Source organism: Pseudoclavibacter sp. 13-3 (assembly GCF_021168475.1).
In the GTDB taxonomy this organism is placed as follows: domain Bacteria; phylum Actinomycetota; class Actinomycetes; order Actinomycetales; family Microbacteriaceae; genus Pseudoclavibacter_A.
This window is the reverse complement of record NZ_JAJOZT010000004.1, coordinates 91,004-106,460: the sequence shown is the minus strand read 5'-3', so window position 1 is coordinate 106,460 and position 15,457 is coordinate 91,004. Positions and strand designations below refer to the sequence as shown.

The window sequence follows — 15,457 nt, the reverse complement described above, 5'->3', positions numbered from 1 at the left end:
AGTGGCATGCGACGCAGAGCGAAGATCATCGCGACACTGGGGCCGTCGACTGACGACGCCGAGGTCATCGAAGGCATGATCCGTGCGGGCATGGACGTCGCCCGCATCAACATGAGCCATGGCGACCACGAGCAGCACCGTCGCTACATCGAGACGGTGCGCGAGGTCGCCGCTCGACTGCACAAGCCGGTGGGCGTGCTGGTCGACCTGCAGGGGCCGAAGATTCGCCTGGCGAAGTTCGCCGCGGGCCGGCAGACCCTCTCGGTCGGCGACACCTTCACGATCACCACGCGCGACGTGCCCGGCGATGCCGAGATCGTGGGCACCACCTTCGCCGAGCTGCCGAAGAACGTGAGCGTCGGCGACCAGCTGCTCATCGACGACGGCAACATCTCGCTGCGGGCCACCGCGGTCGATGCCACAGACGTGATCTGCGAGGTGGTCGTCGGCGGCCGCGTCTCGGATCACAAGGGCATCAATCTGCCCGGTGTGGCGGTGGATGTGCCCGCACTGAGCGACCGCGACGAAGAGAACCTGCACTGGGCGCTCGATCTCGGCGTCGATCTGATCGCGCTCTCGTTCGTGCGCAGCCCCGACGACGTCACGGCCGTGCGCGAGGTGATGGCCGCTCACGGCGTGCGACTGCCCGTCATCGCTAAAATCGAGAAGCCTCAGGCCGTCGAGGTGCTCGACGCGATCACCGAGGCGTTCGACATGGTGATGGTGGCCCGTGGCGACTTGGGCGTCGAGCTGCCGCTCGAACAGGTGCCGGTGGTGCAGAAGCGCGCCATCGAGCTGGCTCGTCAGCGAGCGCGTCCCGTGATCGTGGCGACGCAGATGCTCGAGTCGATGATCACGAGTTCGCGCCCGACCCGCGCCGAGGCGTCCGACTGCGCGAATGCGGTGCTCGACGGCGCCGACTCGCTGATGCTCAGCGGCGAGACCTCGGTGGGCGCTCATCCGGTCGCGACGGTGCAGACGATGTCGAACATCATCGAGTCGACCGAGCAGCACGGTCTCGACCGCATCCCGCCGCTCGGCACGCAGCCGCACACGCTCGCCGGGGCGATCACCCGCGCCGCCGTCGAGGTCGCGCACCATGTCGATGCCAAGTACCTGTGCGTCTTCACCGCGAGCGGCAACACCGCTCGTCGAGTGTCGCGCCTGCGGGACGAGCTGCCGCTGCTGGTCTTCACCTATGACGACTCGACTCGTCGTGCCATGACGCCGATCTGGGGCGTGGAATCGGTGCTGGTGCCGTTCCTGCAGACCACCGACGAGATCGTCCTGAGCGTCGACACCTATCTGATCGACTCGGGCCGGGCGAAACCGGGGGAGCGGGTCATCGTCGCCGCCGGGAGCCCGCCCGGCATCCCCGGATCGACCAACGACCTGCGGGTGCTGACCGTCGGCGAGGCGGTCGGTCAGGCGGCGCCGGGCTACCGGCAGACCACGGCGCAGATGATGCACAACGCGGTCACCGAGAGCCGCGAGACGATCATCCGCTGACCTGCTCCTCGACCCCGACTCGCCTCGCGGCTCAGCTTGGGTTCGCCGTGTCGCGGTGCTCTTCGTCGTCGGCCTCGGCGATGCTCTCGGCGAGCTCGTCGACCACGAGCAGGTCGCTGCGCAGATCGTCGCTGCGGTAATGGGCTCGCCCGACCATGTGGGCGGCGATGGGCGCGGTGAGCATCTGCAGGGTGATGACCACGATCGCGGTGCCGATCACCAGCGCCGTGGGGTTCAGCACGGCGATCGCCGCGGTCACACAGATGAGACCGAGGATCTGCGGCTTGGTGGCCGCGTGCATGCGCGAGAGCAGATCGGGAAAGCGCAGCAGACCGACGGCGGCCGAGAGCGAGAGCAGCGCGCCCGTGCCGAGCAGCACGCCGGCGATCGTGAATCGAATCGTGTCACCGTCCATCTGCGGCCTCCTTCGACGGCTCGTCGCGCAGGGGATCCTTCGCCGTGATCAGAAAGCGCGAGACTGCGAACGACCCGATGACCCCGAACATGGCGAGCACGATCAGGATCGGCATGGTGTGCGTGTGCCCGGTGACCGCCATCTCGGTGCCCAGTGCGCACATCAGGGTCACCAGCAGCACATCTGAGGCGACGATGCGGTCGAGCACGCTCGGCCCGCGCACGATGCGCAGAATGCACAGCGCCGCGGTCACCCCGTAGACGACCACCAGCAGGATCGTGAGCCAGGTGGGCATGATGTCAGCGCTCCTCTCGTGACGTCGTCTTCGACCGATCGACGGATGCCGTGTGCGGCTGCGACGAGACGGGGCCGCCGTCATGATGCGGGCCCCGTCGCGCATCCGCACGCCGCTGAGCGGCCAGCGCACGCACGGCCTGTCGCTCGGACGAGCTGCCCAGCGCCATGATGATGCGGGCCTCTTGATCGAGCGCCTGACAGCGGGCGCGCTCGATGTCGGCCGCGGTTCGCACACCGAACGCATGCACGTACAACACGCCGTTGTTGCGATCGATCTCGACGACCAGCGACCCGGGCACCAGTGAGATGGCCTCGGCGGTCAGCGTGATGATGAGATCGTCGGTGGTGTGCAGGTCGAACCTGACCACGGCGCCGCTCGGCCGCCACCAGGGCCAGAGCGCCTGCGTCGCGACGATCATCGACGCGCGGATGATGTCGAGCGTCAGCCGCACGAAGGCGTACGCGGCCGAGAGCGGATGCAGGCGGCCGGTGATCTCGAGCGGCGGGAGGTAGAACAGCGCGACCAGCATCCAGCTGATCAGCAGCCCGCCGATCACGGTGAACGCATCGGCCTTGCCCCAGAGCAGGCACCAGACCACCGTGAGCACGATGATGGTGAGCAGCTCCTGCCATCCGGCCCGGAGTCTCTGCCGGAGTCTCACGACGCACCTCCGCTCAGCGGGCCGAGCAGCGTGGCGATCATCCAGAGCGGGTCGGCCACGGTGGTTGCGGCTCGGTCGGCGAAGCCCAGCAGCGGGCCGGCGAAGACGGTGAGCGCGAGGGTGAGCACGACCATGCCTGCCGTTGCCGAGATCATCAGCTTCGACACGTCACGCTGCGCGACTCGGCGGGGCGGGACCAGCGGGTTCTCCTGCAGCGAGCGCAGCAGGCGGCTGTGCCGGCGGTCGGGGTCGATCGCGGGCCGCCAGAATCCGAGGTTCCAGACCCGGGCCAGTGGGTACAGGGTCAGCAGCGAGGTGAGGATCATCGCGCCGATGACGACCCAGGTCAGCCAGTTCGCCGTCTGCACGCCCGCGAGGATCAGCGCAAGCTTGCCGATGAACCCGCTGAACGGCGGGATGCCGCCGAGGTTGAGCGCGGGCACGAGGAACAGTGCAGAGATCAGCGGCGAGGCGTTGAGCACTCCGCTGAGTCGCGTGAGCGACGTGGTGCCCCCGACGCGTTCGACGAGGCCGACGGCCAGGAACAGCGTGGTCTGCACGGTGATGTGATGCACCATGTAGTAGATCGTGGCGGCGATGCCCGCCTGCGTGCCCAAGGCGATGCCGAAGAGCATGTAGCCGATGTGGCTGACCAGGGTGAACGAGAGCAGCCGTCTGATGTCGGCCTGCGCGATCGCACCCATGATGCCGATCAGCAGGGTGAAGAAGGCGAGCACCATCAGCGGCGTGCTCACGTCGTGATGCGCGAAGAGCAGCGTCTCGGTGCGGATGATGGCGTAGACGCCGACCTTGGTGAGCAGACCCGCGAACACCGCTGTGACGGGTGCCGGTGCGGTCGGGTACGAGTCGGGCAGCCAGAACGACAGCGGGAAGACCGCCGCTTTGATGCAGAAGCCGAGCAGCAGCGACAGATGCACGATGGTCTGCGTCTCGGCGGGCAGCTCGGGAATGCGCTCGGCGAGCTGGGCCATGTTCACGGTGCCGGTGGCGCCGTAGAGCAGGGCGATGGCGACGAGGAAGAAGACCGACGACACCAGCGAGACGATGATGTAGATGACCCCGGAGCGGATGCGCGGGCCGGTTCCGCCGAGGGTGATCAGCACGTAGCTGGCAGCCAGCATGATCTCGAAGCCGACGAACATGTTGAAGAGGTCGCCGGCCAGGAAGGCGTCGAAGAGACCGGCGGCGAGCACCAGATAGGTCGGCTGGAAGATGGTCACCGGCGTCTCGGCGTCACCATCGGTGATGCCCTGGCCGATGGCGTAGACCAAGACGCCGAGCAGCATGGTCGTGGCGACGACGACTAAGAGAGCGCTGAGCCGGTCGGCGACCAGCGAGATGCCCCACGGTGCCTGCCAGCCGCCCAGCACGACGCTCACGATGTTGTCGCGGTCGGTCGCGATCAGGGTCGCGATGCCGATGCCGAGCACGACCAGCAGGGTGCCGAGGGTGACCACGATCTGCGTCTTGGGGCGTCGCCCGAGCAGCAGCGAGGTCGCGGCCGCGGCGAGCGGCAGCGCGACGATGATCGGCAGCAGCTGTGCGATGCTCATCGGTTGCCTCTCTGTCGGTCACGGCGGTTTCGGGCGGATGCGGTGCCTGGGCCGTCGGGGTCGTCGCCGGTGTCGTTCGCATCGCTGGCGTCGATGGCCTCGTGCAGGGCGGCGTCGTCGCCTGCAGCCTGTCGGGCGAGCATCTCGGCTTCGTCGTCGGCGTGCAGATCGGAGCCGGGCACCGCAGTGTGCTCCTCGGTGTGCTCCTGTCGTGACAGCCGCCAGTTGCGGTAGATCAGCGCCAGCAGCAGGGCGGTGATGCCGAAGGTGATCACGATGGCGGTGAGAGTCAGCGCCTGTGGCAGCGGGTCGGCCATCTCGTCGCTGGTGACGCCGTCTTCGACGATCGGTGCCTCGCCGGGCGCGCCGGCCACGATGATGAGCAGCAGGTTCGTCGCGTTGCCGATGAGCAGAAAGCCGATCAGGATGCGGCTGAGACTGCGCTCGAGCATGGCATAGACGCCGCAGGCGTACATGACGGCCATCAGCACGATCAGAGTGAGGGAGACGCTCATCGCACACCCTCCGCCCAGTCGTCGACGATCGATTCGTCTGAGACGGACTGCTCGTCGATGCCGGCACCGAGCGAGCGCAGCACGTCGAAGACCAGTCCGAGCACGACGAGGTAGACGCCGATGTCGAAGAGCGTCGGCGTGCCGAGCTTCACCGCGCCGACGATCGGCAGCGTCGCCTGCCACCACAGCGACGTGAGGAACGGCTCGCCGAAGATCAGGGAGAGCGCCCCGGTGCCGACTGCTGTGGCCAGCCCGGTGCCGAGCAGCACGCCGGGCGGCATCGGCAGGGCCTCGCCGAGCTCGTAGCGGCCCGCCGCGAGATAGCGCAGCACGAGGGCGAGGCCGGCGACGAGGCCGCCGGCGAAGCCGCCGCCCGGCTGGTTGTGGCCGGCGATCAGCAGCATCACCGAGATCAGCATGAGCGGCAGGAAGAGCAGACGAACGATGACCTCGACCATCAGCGACCGGTGCTCGGGCGCCAGTGTGCGACCGGCCATCAGCCAGCTGCGACGGGTGCTCTCGTCGTCGACGTCGTCGTGGGCGTCGATGGTGCGCTGCAGCGCCGTCTGACTGACCGGGCGCCCGGTGTTCGGGTCGACCACGGGCAGCGCGCCGGTGACCGGTTCGACGACCGGTGCGAGGCGCTGCGCGCGCCGTCTGCGCTCGCCTCGGGTGCTGATCGAGGGAACTCGACCGGTGCGGTGCGTGACGAAGACGAGACTGGCCACACCGGTGGCGACTGCGACGAGCACCGAGATCTCGCCGAAGGTGTCCCAGCCGCGCAGGTCGACGAGCAGCACGTTGACCACGTTGCGGCCGTGGGCCTCGAGATATGCCAGGTCGGGCATCTGCGCTGAGATCGAGGTCTGGCTGCGTGCGCCCACGACGGCAAGCGTGACGCCGGCCATGACCGCTCCGAAGGCGATGCCGATCACGGCCTTCGGCCAGACCCGTCTGATTCCCTCGGCGCGCTCGAAGTGCCGCGGCAGGCGACGCGCGACGAGCACGAAGATCACCAGAGTCACGGTCTCGACCAGCAGCTGGGTGAGTGCGAGGTCAGGGGCGCCGTGCAGAGCGAAGAGCGCGACCATGCCATACCCGGTGGCTCCCACCAAGAGCATGGCCAGCAGACGCCGTCGGGCGCGAACAGCGGCGAATGCGGCGACGGCCATCAGCGCGGCGATGCCCAGCTGTGCGATGGAATGGTAGGGCACGACTTCAGCCGGCCAGAGCTGTACGCGGAGCAGGGCCAGCCCGAGCGCTGCGACGAAGGCGACGAAAATGGTGCCGAGATAGCCGGGCAGGCCGCCGCGCTGTGCGAAGAGCGTCACCCGGGCCGAGATCCAGTCGGTGGCGGCCAGGATCACCGAGTACCACCGCGAGAATTCGATCCAGTCGGGCACCCTCGCCTGAAGCCTCGCCACTGGCCGACGCAGCACGTAGAGCAGGGCACCGAGCGCGATGACCACGGCGCTGATGCCCAACGCCGGGGTGAGCCCGTGCCACAGCGCGAGATGCATCGGGTGCTCGCCGCTGGGCAGACCCGCGGCCGCAGCACCGGCCAGACGGTCGAGGCCGGTCGGCCAGATCGTCAGCGCGAGCGAGATCGTCAAGAGGATGCTCGGGCCGACGAGACCGACGTTGCCGTGCGCCTGTGGCCGGCTGCAGTCGACGAGCACGTGCAGGGTGCTGGTGTCGACGTTCGACGGCCCCGTCTTGCGGGGACGGCTGCTGAGCGCGCCGAAGGCGAAGCGGGCTGCATAGGCGACCGTGAGCACCGAGCCCAGGGCGGCGACTGCCGTCACCCAGACAGACCATCCGTGCTGCCATTCGAGCATGGCCGTCAGTGCGCTCTCCTTGGCCAGGAAGCCCAGCATCGGCGGGAGACCGGCCATCGATGCCGCGCTCAGTGCAGTGACGACGGCGAGCAGTGGATGGCTGCGCCCGAGTCCGTGCAGTGCACGCAGGTCTCGGGTGCCGAAGTTGTGGTCGATGACGCCGACGACCATGAACAGGCTGGCTTTGAACAGCGAGTGCGCGACCAGCAGTGCCAGGGCGGCCACCGCGGCGTCACGTGTGCCGAGGGCGGCGACGGTGATGAGCAGGCCGAGCTGGCTGACGGTGCCATAGGCCAGCAGCAGCTTCAGATCGTACTGCCGCAGAGCTCGCCAGCCGCCGATCAGCAGCGTGGCGAGGCCGAGAGGGATCAGCACCTCGTGCCACCCGGGCACCTCTGCATAGCCGGGAGCGAAGCGCAGCACCAGGTAGATGCCCGCCTTGACCATCGCCGCCGAGTGCAGGTAGGCGCTCACCGGTGTGGGGCCGGCCATCGCTGAGGGCAGCCAGAAGTGGAAGGGCACGATCGCCGATTTGCTCAGCGCACCGATGACGATCATGAGCACAGCCCATGGTGTGCCGGCGCTCATCACGGGATCGGCGATGATCTGGGTCAGCGAGGTGGTGCCGTTGTCGACGACGAGCATGGCCACGCCCACCAGCATGATCAGCCCGCCGAAGGTCGTCACGAGCAGGGCCTGCAGTGCGGCGCCTCGGGACTCGCGTCGGTCGGAGGTATGCCCGATCAGCAGATAGGAGAGCACGCTCGTGACTTCCCAGAAGACGAACATCACGACGATGTCGTCACTGGTCACCAGACCGAGCATGACTGCGGCGAAGCTGGTCAGCAGCGTGGCGAACCGGCTGAGCGAGGGCTCCGAATCGGTGAAGTAGGCACTGCAGTAAAAGAGAACCAGTGCCCCGACGCCGGTGACGACCAGCGACATGGCCCAGCTCAGTGCGTCGAGCTGGAACGAGAGACTCACACCGAGCTGCGGAATCCACGGCAGGTCGAAGGCCGGAACCGAGCCGGCGAAGACGTTCGGCGCCTCGCAGATCAGTGCGACGAAGGCCACTGCGACGATGCCGCCGATCGGCATGAAGCCGCGTGACCCCCAACGTCGCACAGACGGCCAGGCGATGAGCATGGCGATCAGCACTGCGACGAAGGCTACGGGCACGGGCTCACCTCACGAGATCGGGGGTACTCAGGGGGTCAAACGTATGCAACAAGAAGAATATTCCCAATAGTACCGGGTCAGGACGTCGACTTCGCTGCAAGGGTAAGCTGAGCCTCATCATGAACACTGCAGCCGATGCCTCCAAAGACCCAATCGCGACACCTTCCGACGTTCTGCTCAGCGACGCGCAGCGCAGCGCAGTCGCGCGCCTGATCGAGGCGCTCGGCACCGAGCATGTCATCACCGATCACGCCCAGCTGCTCGATCACGGCCATGACACCGGCGTCGACGACGCCCCGGCGTTGGCACTCGCCCTCGTGCGCCCCACGACCACTGAAGAGGTCGCCGCCGTTCTCGCCATCGCCAACGATCTGGTGCTCCCGGTGGTGCCGCAGGGCTCTCGCACCGGCGTCGTCGGCGGCGCCGACGCCGTTCCCGGTGCGATCCTGCTCGACCTCACGCTGATGAACCGCATTCTGCACATCGACGTCGACGACCAGCTGGTCACCGTGCAGCCCGGTGTGATCACGGGCGATCTCGCCGCAGCGGTCAGAGAACAGGGGCTCTTCTACCCGGTCGATCCCGGATCGGTGCACATCAGCTCGATCGGCGGCAACATCGTCACCAACGCCGGCGGAATGCGCTGCGTGAAGTACGGCGTCACCGGCGACTCCGTGCGCAGCCTGACGGTGGTGCTGGCCGACGGCACCGTCGTGCGCACCGGTCATGACTCGGTCAAGGGCGTCGCCGGCCTCGACCTCACCAGCCTGATCGTCGGTTCCGAAGGCACCCTGGGCGTCGTGACCCAGGCCACCCTGGCGCTGCGTCCGCTGCCCGGCGAGGCCGCCGGTGCAGCGGCTCTCTTCGCCACGCTGGAAGACGCGCTCGCCGCGGCGGCCGAGACGGCGTCGAGCGCTCGCCGCCCCAGCGCGCTCGAGATGCTCGATCAGCGCACCATCCAGGCCATCAACCGCTTCAACCCGAAAGCGCAGCTGCCAGATGACGCCGCGGCCATGCTGATCGTCGAATCCGACGAGATCGGGCGGGCCACCGATGACGTCGCCGAGTACCGGCGCATCTTCGAGAACCACCATGCGGTGCGCATCGACCTGGCGCAGAACGCCGCCGAAGTCGACGCGCTGCTCGAGATCCGTCGGCAGCTGCACCCGGCCCTCTACGCCGACTTCGGCACGCTGCTCACCGAAGACATCGCGGTGCCGCGCGGTCGGCTGCTCAAACTGCTGCGGGTGATCGAGCAGGCCGCGGCCGACACCGGGGCGCCCATCGCGACCGGCGGCCACGTCGGCGACGGCAACCTGCACCCGGTCGTCGGCTACGTCGCCGGCGACGCGGACAGCCTGGCTCGCGCACACCGCGCCTATGCGCAGATTCTCACGCGCACCATCGAGCTTGGCGGCACGATCACCGGCGAGCACGGCGTGGGCACGCTCAAACGCAGTGCGCTCGGCACCGAGTTCTCATCTGGCCTGCTCGCCCTGCAGGTTCGGGTGAAGGCCGCGTTCGACCCGCGCGGCATCCTGAACCCCGGCAAGAAGCTCTGATCGGGGCAGCATGACCCGCATCGCGCTGATCCGACATGGAGAGACCGATCTCAACACGGTCGGCCGAATCCAGGGCGAGAGCGATCACGGGCTCAACGACCGCGGCCGTGCGCAGGCTCGACGCACCGGTGCACTGCTCGCCGGCCAGCCTGATGCCGGCCAGTTACGGTCGCAGACGGGCCGCGAGTGGGATGCCGTGGTCAGCTCGCCGCAGCGGCGTGCGCGTGAGACGGCGCGCGAGATCGCCGCGAGCCTCGGCGTCGTGCCGTCGGCATGGATCGACGACCTGTGCGAACGACGCTACGGTGCGGCTGAGGGGCTCACCTTCGGCGAGCTCTTCGACCGGTATCAGGTGCCCGAGCAGCGGCGTCGGCAGGGGTTCGCCCTCGACTGGCTGATCTCGCACGAGCGCATCGATGGAGCCGAGCCCATCGAATCGGTGCGCTCGAGGGGACTGCGTGCGCTCGCCCTCATCGCTGAGACGCGTGCACCCGCAGACGCCGTGGTCGCTGTCGCCCACGGCACGCTGATCCGGTGCACGCTTGAGGCCATCGAGTACGACGAGCCGCTGCATCTGGAGAACGGCGGGGGAATCCTCCTCGACCGCACCGTCACCGGCGGCTGGCGGGTCGTCTCTCAGATCGGCGGCTCCAGCGAGCGCTGAGCCGCCGATCTGAGCGATGCTCGCCGTCGCGCACGGTATCATCGACTCGGCCCTGTGACCGATACCGCCGGTCTGCGGGCCCGTGGCCACGAGCCGCCGCAGCCCAGCCTCCGCACAATGATGCCGGCGATACCGCCCGCCAGATGTGCAACACGTCGAAAGTCTCTCGTCCATGAGTCCAGAAATCGTCTCCATCCTGCTGCTCGCCGTCATGTTCGCGTTCGCCACCTGGCGAGGCGTCAACATGGGCATTCTCGGCTTCGTCGCCGCGTTCGCGCTGGGGTCGTCCATGCTCGGCATGGACGTCAAAGAGATCTGGGCGGGGTTCCCCGTCGATCTGTTCGTCTCACTGCTGGGGCTGACGTTTCTCTTCGGGTTCGCGCAGAACAACGGAGCGATTGAGGTGCTCGTCGGCGCCTGCATGAAGGTGATCGGCAGACGTCACCAGTTCGCTCCGTGGATCTTCTTTCTGCTCACCGCCGCGCTGATCGCCAGCGGCGCCCTGTTCGCGGTTGCGATCATCACTCCGCTGGCACTGAGCTTCGCCCGTCGCAATCGCATCAATCAGCTGATGATGGGCCTCTTGGTCGTGCACGGTGCTCTGGCGGGCGCCTTCTCGCCGATCAGCGTGTACGGGGTGTTCATCAACGGCTATCTCGCGAAGCAGGGGCTGCCGACCGCCCCGGTCGTGCTCTTCGTCATTCCGTTCGTGCTGAACGTGCTCTTCGCCCTGGTCACCTGGTTCGTGCTGCGCGGGCGAGACGATCCCGAGATGGCCGGGCAGGCCGCTCCGACGGTCGTCACCGGCACCTCGTCCGGCGCAATCGGAACGGTGACTCGCGTCGGGCGCCCCAATCGCTCCCAAACGCTCACCCTGGTGGGCCTCGCGGTCATGGTCGTGCTCGTCTTGATCGTCAACCTGAACATCGGCGTGGTCTGCCTCGGGATCGGAATCGTCTTGGCCTGCATCAGTCCCGACGAGGGCGCCCAGGCGCTGAAACGCGTCTCTTGGTCAGTTCTCGTGCTGATCACCGGGGTGCTGACCTACATCGCGGTGCTCGAGTCGGCCGGCACCGTGGAGTGGGTCTCAGGCGGGATCCAGGCGATTGCGATACCGCTGGTCGCGGCGCTGCTGCTCTTCTACCTCGCCGGCTTCGTCTCGGCGCTCGCCTCGTCGCTCGGCATCATCGGCGTCGTGATCGCCCTGGCCGTTCCCTTCCTGCAGCAGGGCCAGGTGAGCGTCGCCGGATTCGTCGCTGCACTGGCCTTCTCTGCCACGATCGTCGACATCAGTCCGTTCTCGACGAACGGGGCGATGCTGCTGGCCAACGTGGGCGAGAGCATCCGCGACTGGTACTACCGGCGCATGCTGATCTATGCAGGCCTGATGTGCCTCGTCGGGCCGGCGGTCGGCTGGGTCGTCGCGGCGGTGCCGACGTGGGCGGGAATGCGCTGAGGCGCCGACGCCGCACGCCGATCACTCGATGGTCTTCATCAGCCGGTCGGCCCGGGCGTCGTCCCACTGCACCCCTGACAGCCGCTGCCAGGCCGGAACGGCACTCGACCCGTAGTTGTGGCCGTAGAGCGCCGGCGCCCAACCCGAGATGAGCATGTCGAGGGTCATCTGCAGGTAGGTGACCCCAGGCATCCACGTGAAATACGGGGTGAGCTGGCCCTTCGCCTTCTCGACGGCCACCCAGTCGGGCTCACGCCAGATCAGACTGCTCTGCCATTTCACCACCGGGTCTGAGACGTTCTGCATGTACATCAGCCGTGGGCGACCGGCGCAGCCCGCGTCGATCTCTTCGCGGCGCTCGACGAAGAGCACCGACTCTCCCTCTGTCTCGACGCAGGGAGAGCCGTCGCGCATGGCGGTCATGCGCTGATGCGTCTCGGTGATGCCGGGAGTGCCGGCGAAGACGACGCCGTCTGTGCCCGAGACGAGATCGCTCAGGTCGGGAAAGGCGTTCTGCGTGCCGTAGGCGCCGAGACTCTGCGCATAGACGAAGAGCTTGGGGCGGTGACCGGTCTGCTCCTGATGCTGGTCGATCGCGTCGCGAACGCCGGTGATCAGCGAGCGAGCGGTCTGCTCCACACGATCGCGGTCGAAGAGGAACGACAGCGCGCTGGGCAGAAACGAGTACTGCATCGACACGGTCGCCACGTCGCCGTTGTAGAGATACTCGAGCGGTCTCGTCGACTGCGTGTCGACCCAGCCGGTGCCGGTGACGATCACGATCTGCAGTGCCTGGCGGTCGAAGGCGTCGGTGCGCTGGAGCTCCTTGACGGCGATGCGCGCCTGTTCCGAGATGTTGTTCGAGAACTCTTTGCCGACGTACACGCGAATGGGGTCGACCGTCGGCTGCCCGGGGTTGAACGACTGGATCTCGTCGGTGGTCGGGCCGCTCTGGACGAAGGTCTTGCCCGGCCAGCCCAGAGAGTTCCACGAGACGAGGGATGCGTCGCTGCCGGACCTCAGCGGATCGGTCGGCTGCTCGAGCCCCGCGTCACGGTCGTTCTTGGTGGTGTAGAAGCTGTCCATGACACCGAGGAGCGTGGGTCGCACACTGGTGTCGAACACGAGTGCCAGCACGACGATGACCACCACGAACGCCACGGTGCGGCCGAAGAACTGCGGCATGCGGCGAATGCCGTTGCGACGCAGCAGAAACCGCCAGAATGTGCGGATCGTGCGTCGAGCGATCCTGATCAGCAGCAGGATGCTCCAGGCGACGGCGCTGGTCATGAGCACGATCAGCGCGGTCTGCCCGATGATCTGCCAGAGGTTCAGCTGCGGACGCGTGAAACCGCTCAGCGGGTACACGCTGTCCTGCCACGAGACATAGACCGACAACCAGTAGAGGTTCACGACCATCACGAGTGCGAGACACGCCAGTGCGATGCGCTGCCCGACGAGCTTCGACGGGCGCCAGCCGATCAGCGCTCGAACGATATGCCCCGAGAGTGTGCCGAGACCGTAGCCGATGATCACGAGGATGCCGCTGATCAGGCCCTGCCAGTACCAGCTGCGGGGCATGAGCGAAGGGGTGAGCGACGCCCAGAAGAGGTTCAGGCCGACGACGAGTCCGACCAGATCGAAGTGCCGGCTCAGCACGCGAAAGGTCCACTGTGAGACGCGGACGAGCGGTGCGCGCGGGGTGGGAGTCACCTCATGAGTGTAGACGCGGCGTCGCACGGCTGAGAAACGACGGTGCGAGATCGGTGCCCAAGGTGGGAGTCGAATTCGCTATTGCCACCATGCACCCCGATCAGTAGGCGGAGATCCGCACAATACCGGGGGAGAGGATGTGCGCGGTCAGCGACAATAGGCTCCAATTGAGACCCTTTGTGCCTGAATCGTGCCTGCTTGAGCTTGCGCACCACGTTCGCCCGGCTGACGTTGCCCTCAGCACGACGCCACAGTGACCAGCCTTTAGAACGGTTCTGAGGCGTCTCGCTCGACCGGCGCCGTGTGCGGGCGTTGCAGCAGCAGCCGTGGAGCCCCGTGGACGCGCCGCCGATTCCACAACGTCGCACGCCCCATGCCCGTAGCCTCCACGATCACCGGCCACGGCGCACCAGCCTCACGAGCCTGGGCGACGAGCGTGTCGAACGAGTCCGCCAGCCGCCGATACTCCGCCAGGTCAGCGACCGCATCGACTGACTCCGCCCAATCCTCGTACGTCGGCTTCTCAATGTGCTGCTTGGCCGAGATCTGCCACTGACGCCACGTGATCCGCCGCGCCTGCCGATCCTTCTCGACCCAGCACACGAACTCCTCCGAATACCACCCGCCAGCCTTGAGCGTCTCCCACGGACCCTGCCAGCCCACGAGCCAATCCGGCCCGGTCAGCCACTTCGGCAGGGCCTTGCCGTCGAGACGAGCCCGAGCAACCCGACGCGCAGACAACACCTCACCGTTCGTCTCACGCTGGAACTGCTCGAACCGGGCATGCACCCAGCCCTCGAACGTCTCACGCTCCTGCTCCCAGAAACCGATCACGACCACTCCAACCTGTACACCCAGAACCGCCAAATGCCCTACCAAAAGTGTACACAATAAGGGCCGAAAAAAACTTTCTGAAACCCGCGCGCACAGCGAGCAGCAGACGCGGGGCGGTCGTTTGGTTTTTCTGGGGTGGGGGCCTCCCTGCCGGGGGTCTGCATCCCAGTGGTTGCAAGGGCTTCGCCTGCGGCTCGTTCACGGGCTTGTGGGCGTGTGTCGTGTGTGTGCGTGTGTGCGTGGGCGGGGCCTGGGGTGCCCTGTGGGCTGTTCTGGGTCGCATTTAGCTGGCCTGTTCCTGCATCAAGGGAATGCGTTTGTCTGGTTGGGTTTGTGTTTCCCATTCGAGTGTGTGTAGTGTTCGTGTCATCGAGTTGACGCGAGCGAGGGAGACATGATGAACGAACAGACGATCGAGGAGCAGGCCGACTGGGGCGCGATGATGGTTGCGCTGCGCGACGAGCGGGTGGCTGCGTGATGGCGACGCGACGGTTCATGTCGAGAGCTGAGGTCGCGGCCGCCCTGGGTGTCTCGAAGAGCACGCTTGCTGCGGCGCTGCGTGACGGTGCGGCATGGGTTGTGCCGGCCGACGCGGTGATCGGCTCGGTCGAGGGCTGGACGCGGGCAAGTGTTGAACGGATGAGTGAGCTGCGGGCCGGGTCGAGCCGGGTGCGCACATGGGCTGCGAAGAAGGGAATCTGACCATGGGGCTGTTGAAGGGGCTGATGGTGGATCTGCCGTGCGCAATGTTCGGCATGGTCGGGAAAGCAACCGCCGGGGCTGTGACCCTGGCTGCGACGGGCACGATGGCTGTGGCCGAGACGGTGCAGGAACGGCGTGTGCTCGAAGCAGCACGGGCAGAAGCTGCACGCCCGGTGCTGCCGCCCGCTGGCTGGTACGTGGACACGCTCGACGACGGGCTGCTGCGCTGGTGGACGGGGCAGGCGTGGACGGCGTTGGTCACCCCGAATGGTGCACGCCGCCGGTACGCTCCCCCGGTGCTGCCGCCGGCGGGCTGGTACCGCGACAAGGACGACTCGACCATGCTGCAGTGGTTCGACGGCCACGACTGGACAGGCATCGTGCGCTCGGCATCCGAGGCGTTCGAGGATGCGCCCGAGGACGGTGACGAGGCGACCCCGTACGACGGCAACGACATCGCCCAGGCGTTCGACGCATACAGTCGCGGGCAGCGCGGCACAGCGATGCAGCCAGCCGCATGAGATCGCCCCTCGCGGA

The 15,457-nt window shown here is 67.3% G+C and carries 14 protein-coding genes; 6 read left to right on the top strand and 8 right to left on the bottom strand.

All coding sequences use genetic code 11. The features are described from left to right. Positions 1–6: 6 nt before the first annotated feature. Positions 7–1,509, top strand: coding sequence for a pyruvate kinase (pyk, locus tag LRX77_RS08010; RefSeq protein WP_231832387.1), 1,503 nt, complete (start codon positions 7–9; stop codon positions 1,507–1,509). Between the two features lie 31 nt (positions 1,510–1,540). On the opposite strand, the gene mnhG is transcribed toward pyk, so the two are convergent. From mnhG to LRX77_RS07980, 6 genes are read right to left on the bottom strand one after another with little or no spacing between them, the layout of a single operon-like run. Then, positions 1,541–1,924: a monovalent cation/H(+) antiporter subunit G gene (mnhG, locus tag LRX77_RS08005; RefSeq protein WP_231832386.1), complete on the bottom strand. Its 384-nt coding sequence runs from the start codon at positions 1,922–1,924 to the stop codon at positions 1,541–1,543. After that, complete coding sequence (locus LRX77_RS08000; RefSeq protein WP_231832385.1) at positions 1,914–2,219, bottom strand: monovalent cation/H+ antiporter complex subunit F; 306 nt, start codon at positions 2,217–2,219, stop codon at positions 1,914–1,916. The genes mnhG and LRX77_RS08000 overlap by 11 nt, the downstream gene beginning before the upstream one ends. A gap of 4 nt (positions 2,220–2,223) precedes the next feature. Next, positions 2,224–2,883, bottom strand: coding sequence for a Na+/H+ antiporter subunit E (locus LRX77_RS07995; protein WP_231832384.1), 660 nt, complete (start codon positions 2,881–2,883; stop codon positions 2,224–2,226). Next, a complete protein-coding gene (locus tag LRX77_RS07990) occupies positions 2,880–4,457 on the bottom strand; it encodes a Na+/H+ antiporter subunit D (RefSeq protein WP_231832383.1) in 1,578 nt (525 codons plus the stop codon). Before LRX77_RS07990 ends, LRX77_RS07995 begins: the two co-directional genes overlap by 4 nt. After that, on the bottom strand, positions 4,454–4,972 hold the full coding sequence (locus LRX77_RS07985; protein ID WP_231832382.1) for a Na(+)/H(+) antiporter subunit C: 519 nt from the start codon (positions 4,970–4,972) through the stop codon (positions 4,454–4,456). The genes LRX77_RS07990 and LRX77_RS07985 overlap by 4 nt, the downstream gene beginning before the upstream one ends. Beyond that, positions 4,969–7,989 carry a Na+/H+ antiporter subunit A gene (locus LRX77_RS07980; protein WP_231832381.1) on the bottom strand — a complete coding sequence of 1,007 codons (3,021 nt, stop codon included), beginning with the start codon at positions 7,987–7,989 and terminating at the stop codon, positions 4,969–4,971. The genes LRX77_RS07985 and LRX77_RS07980 overlap by 4 nt, the downstream gene beginning before the upstream one ends. Before the next feature lie 119 nt (positions 7,990–8,108). On the opposite strand from LRX77_RS07980, the gene LRX77_RS07975 reads away from it, so the two are divergent. The 3 genes from LRX77_RS07975 to LRX77_RS07965 all read left to right on the top strand — a co-directional run bounded on the left by LRX77_RS07975 (position 8,109) and on the right by LRX77_RS07965 (position 11,671). Next, complete coding sequence (locus LRX77_RS07975; protein ID WP_231832380.1) at positions 8,109–9,551, top strand: FAD-binding oxidoreductase; 1,443 nt, start codon at positions 8,109–8,111, stop codon at positions 9,549–9,551. A gap of 10 nt (positions 9,552–9,561) precedes the next feature. Continuing rightward, positions 9,562–10,215, top strand: a complete 654-nt coding sequence (locus tag LRX77_RS07970; RefSeq protein ID WP_231832379.1) for a histidine phosphatase family protein — start codon at positions 9,562–9,564, stop codon at positions 10,213–10,215. A 172-nt stretch (positions 10,216–10,387) separates the two neighbouring features. Next, the gene (locus LRX77_RS07965; RefSeq protein WP_231832378.1) at positions 10,388–11,671 is read left to right on the top strand and encodes an SLC13 family permease; all 1,284 of its coding nucleotides are present in this window, start codon (positions 10,388–10,390) and stop codon (positions 11,669–11,671) included. A gap of 21 nt (positions 11,672–11,692) precedes the next feature. Here the strand turns inward: LRX77_RS07965 and LRX77_RS07960 are convergent, their stop codons facing one another. Both LRX77_RS07960 and LRX77_RS07955 read right to left on the bottom strand, forming a co-directional pair. Further along, positions 11,693–13,384 (bottom strand): alpha/beta-hydrolase family protein, encoded by a 1,692-nt coding sequence (locus LRX77_RS07960; RefSeq protein ID WP_231832377.1) that lies wholly within the window; start codon positions 13,382–13,384, stop codon positions 11,693–11,695. A 264-nt stretch (positions 13,385–13,648) separates the two neighbouring features. Next, a complete protein-coding gene (locus LRX77_RS07955) occupies positions 13,649–14,251 on the bottom strand; it encodes a hypothetical protein (protein WP_231832376.1) in 603 nt (200 codons plus the stop codon). A 462-nt stretch (positions 14,252–14,713) separates the two neighbouring features. Between LRX77_RS07955 and LRX77_RS07950 the strand changes: the two genes are divergently transcribed. Continuing rightward, the gene (locus LRX77_RS07950; RefSeq protein ID WP_231832375.1) at positions 14,714–14,920 is read left to right on the top strand and encodes a hypothetical protein; all 207 of its coding nucleotides are present in this window, start codon (positions 14,714–14,716) and stop codon (positions 14,918–14,920) included. A 53-nt stretch (positions 14,921–14,973) separates the two neighbouring features. Further along, the gene (locus LRX77_RS07945) at positions 14,974–15,441 is read left to right on the top strand and encodes a DUF2510 domain-containing protein (RefSeq protein WP_231832374.1); all 468 of its coding nucleotides are present in this window, start codon (positions 14,974–14,976) and stop codon (positions 15,439–15,441) included. Positions 15,442–15,457 lie beyond the last annotated feature (16 nt).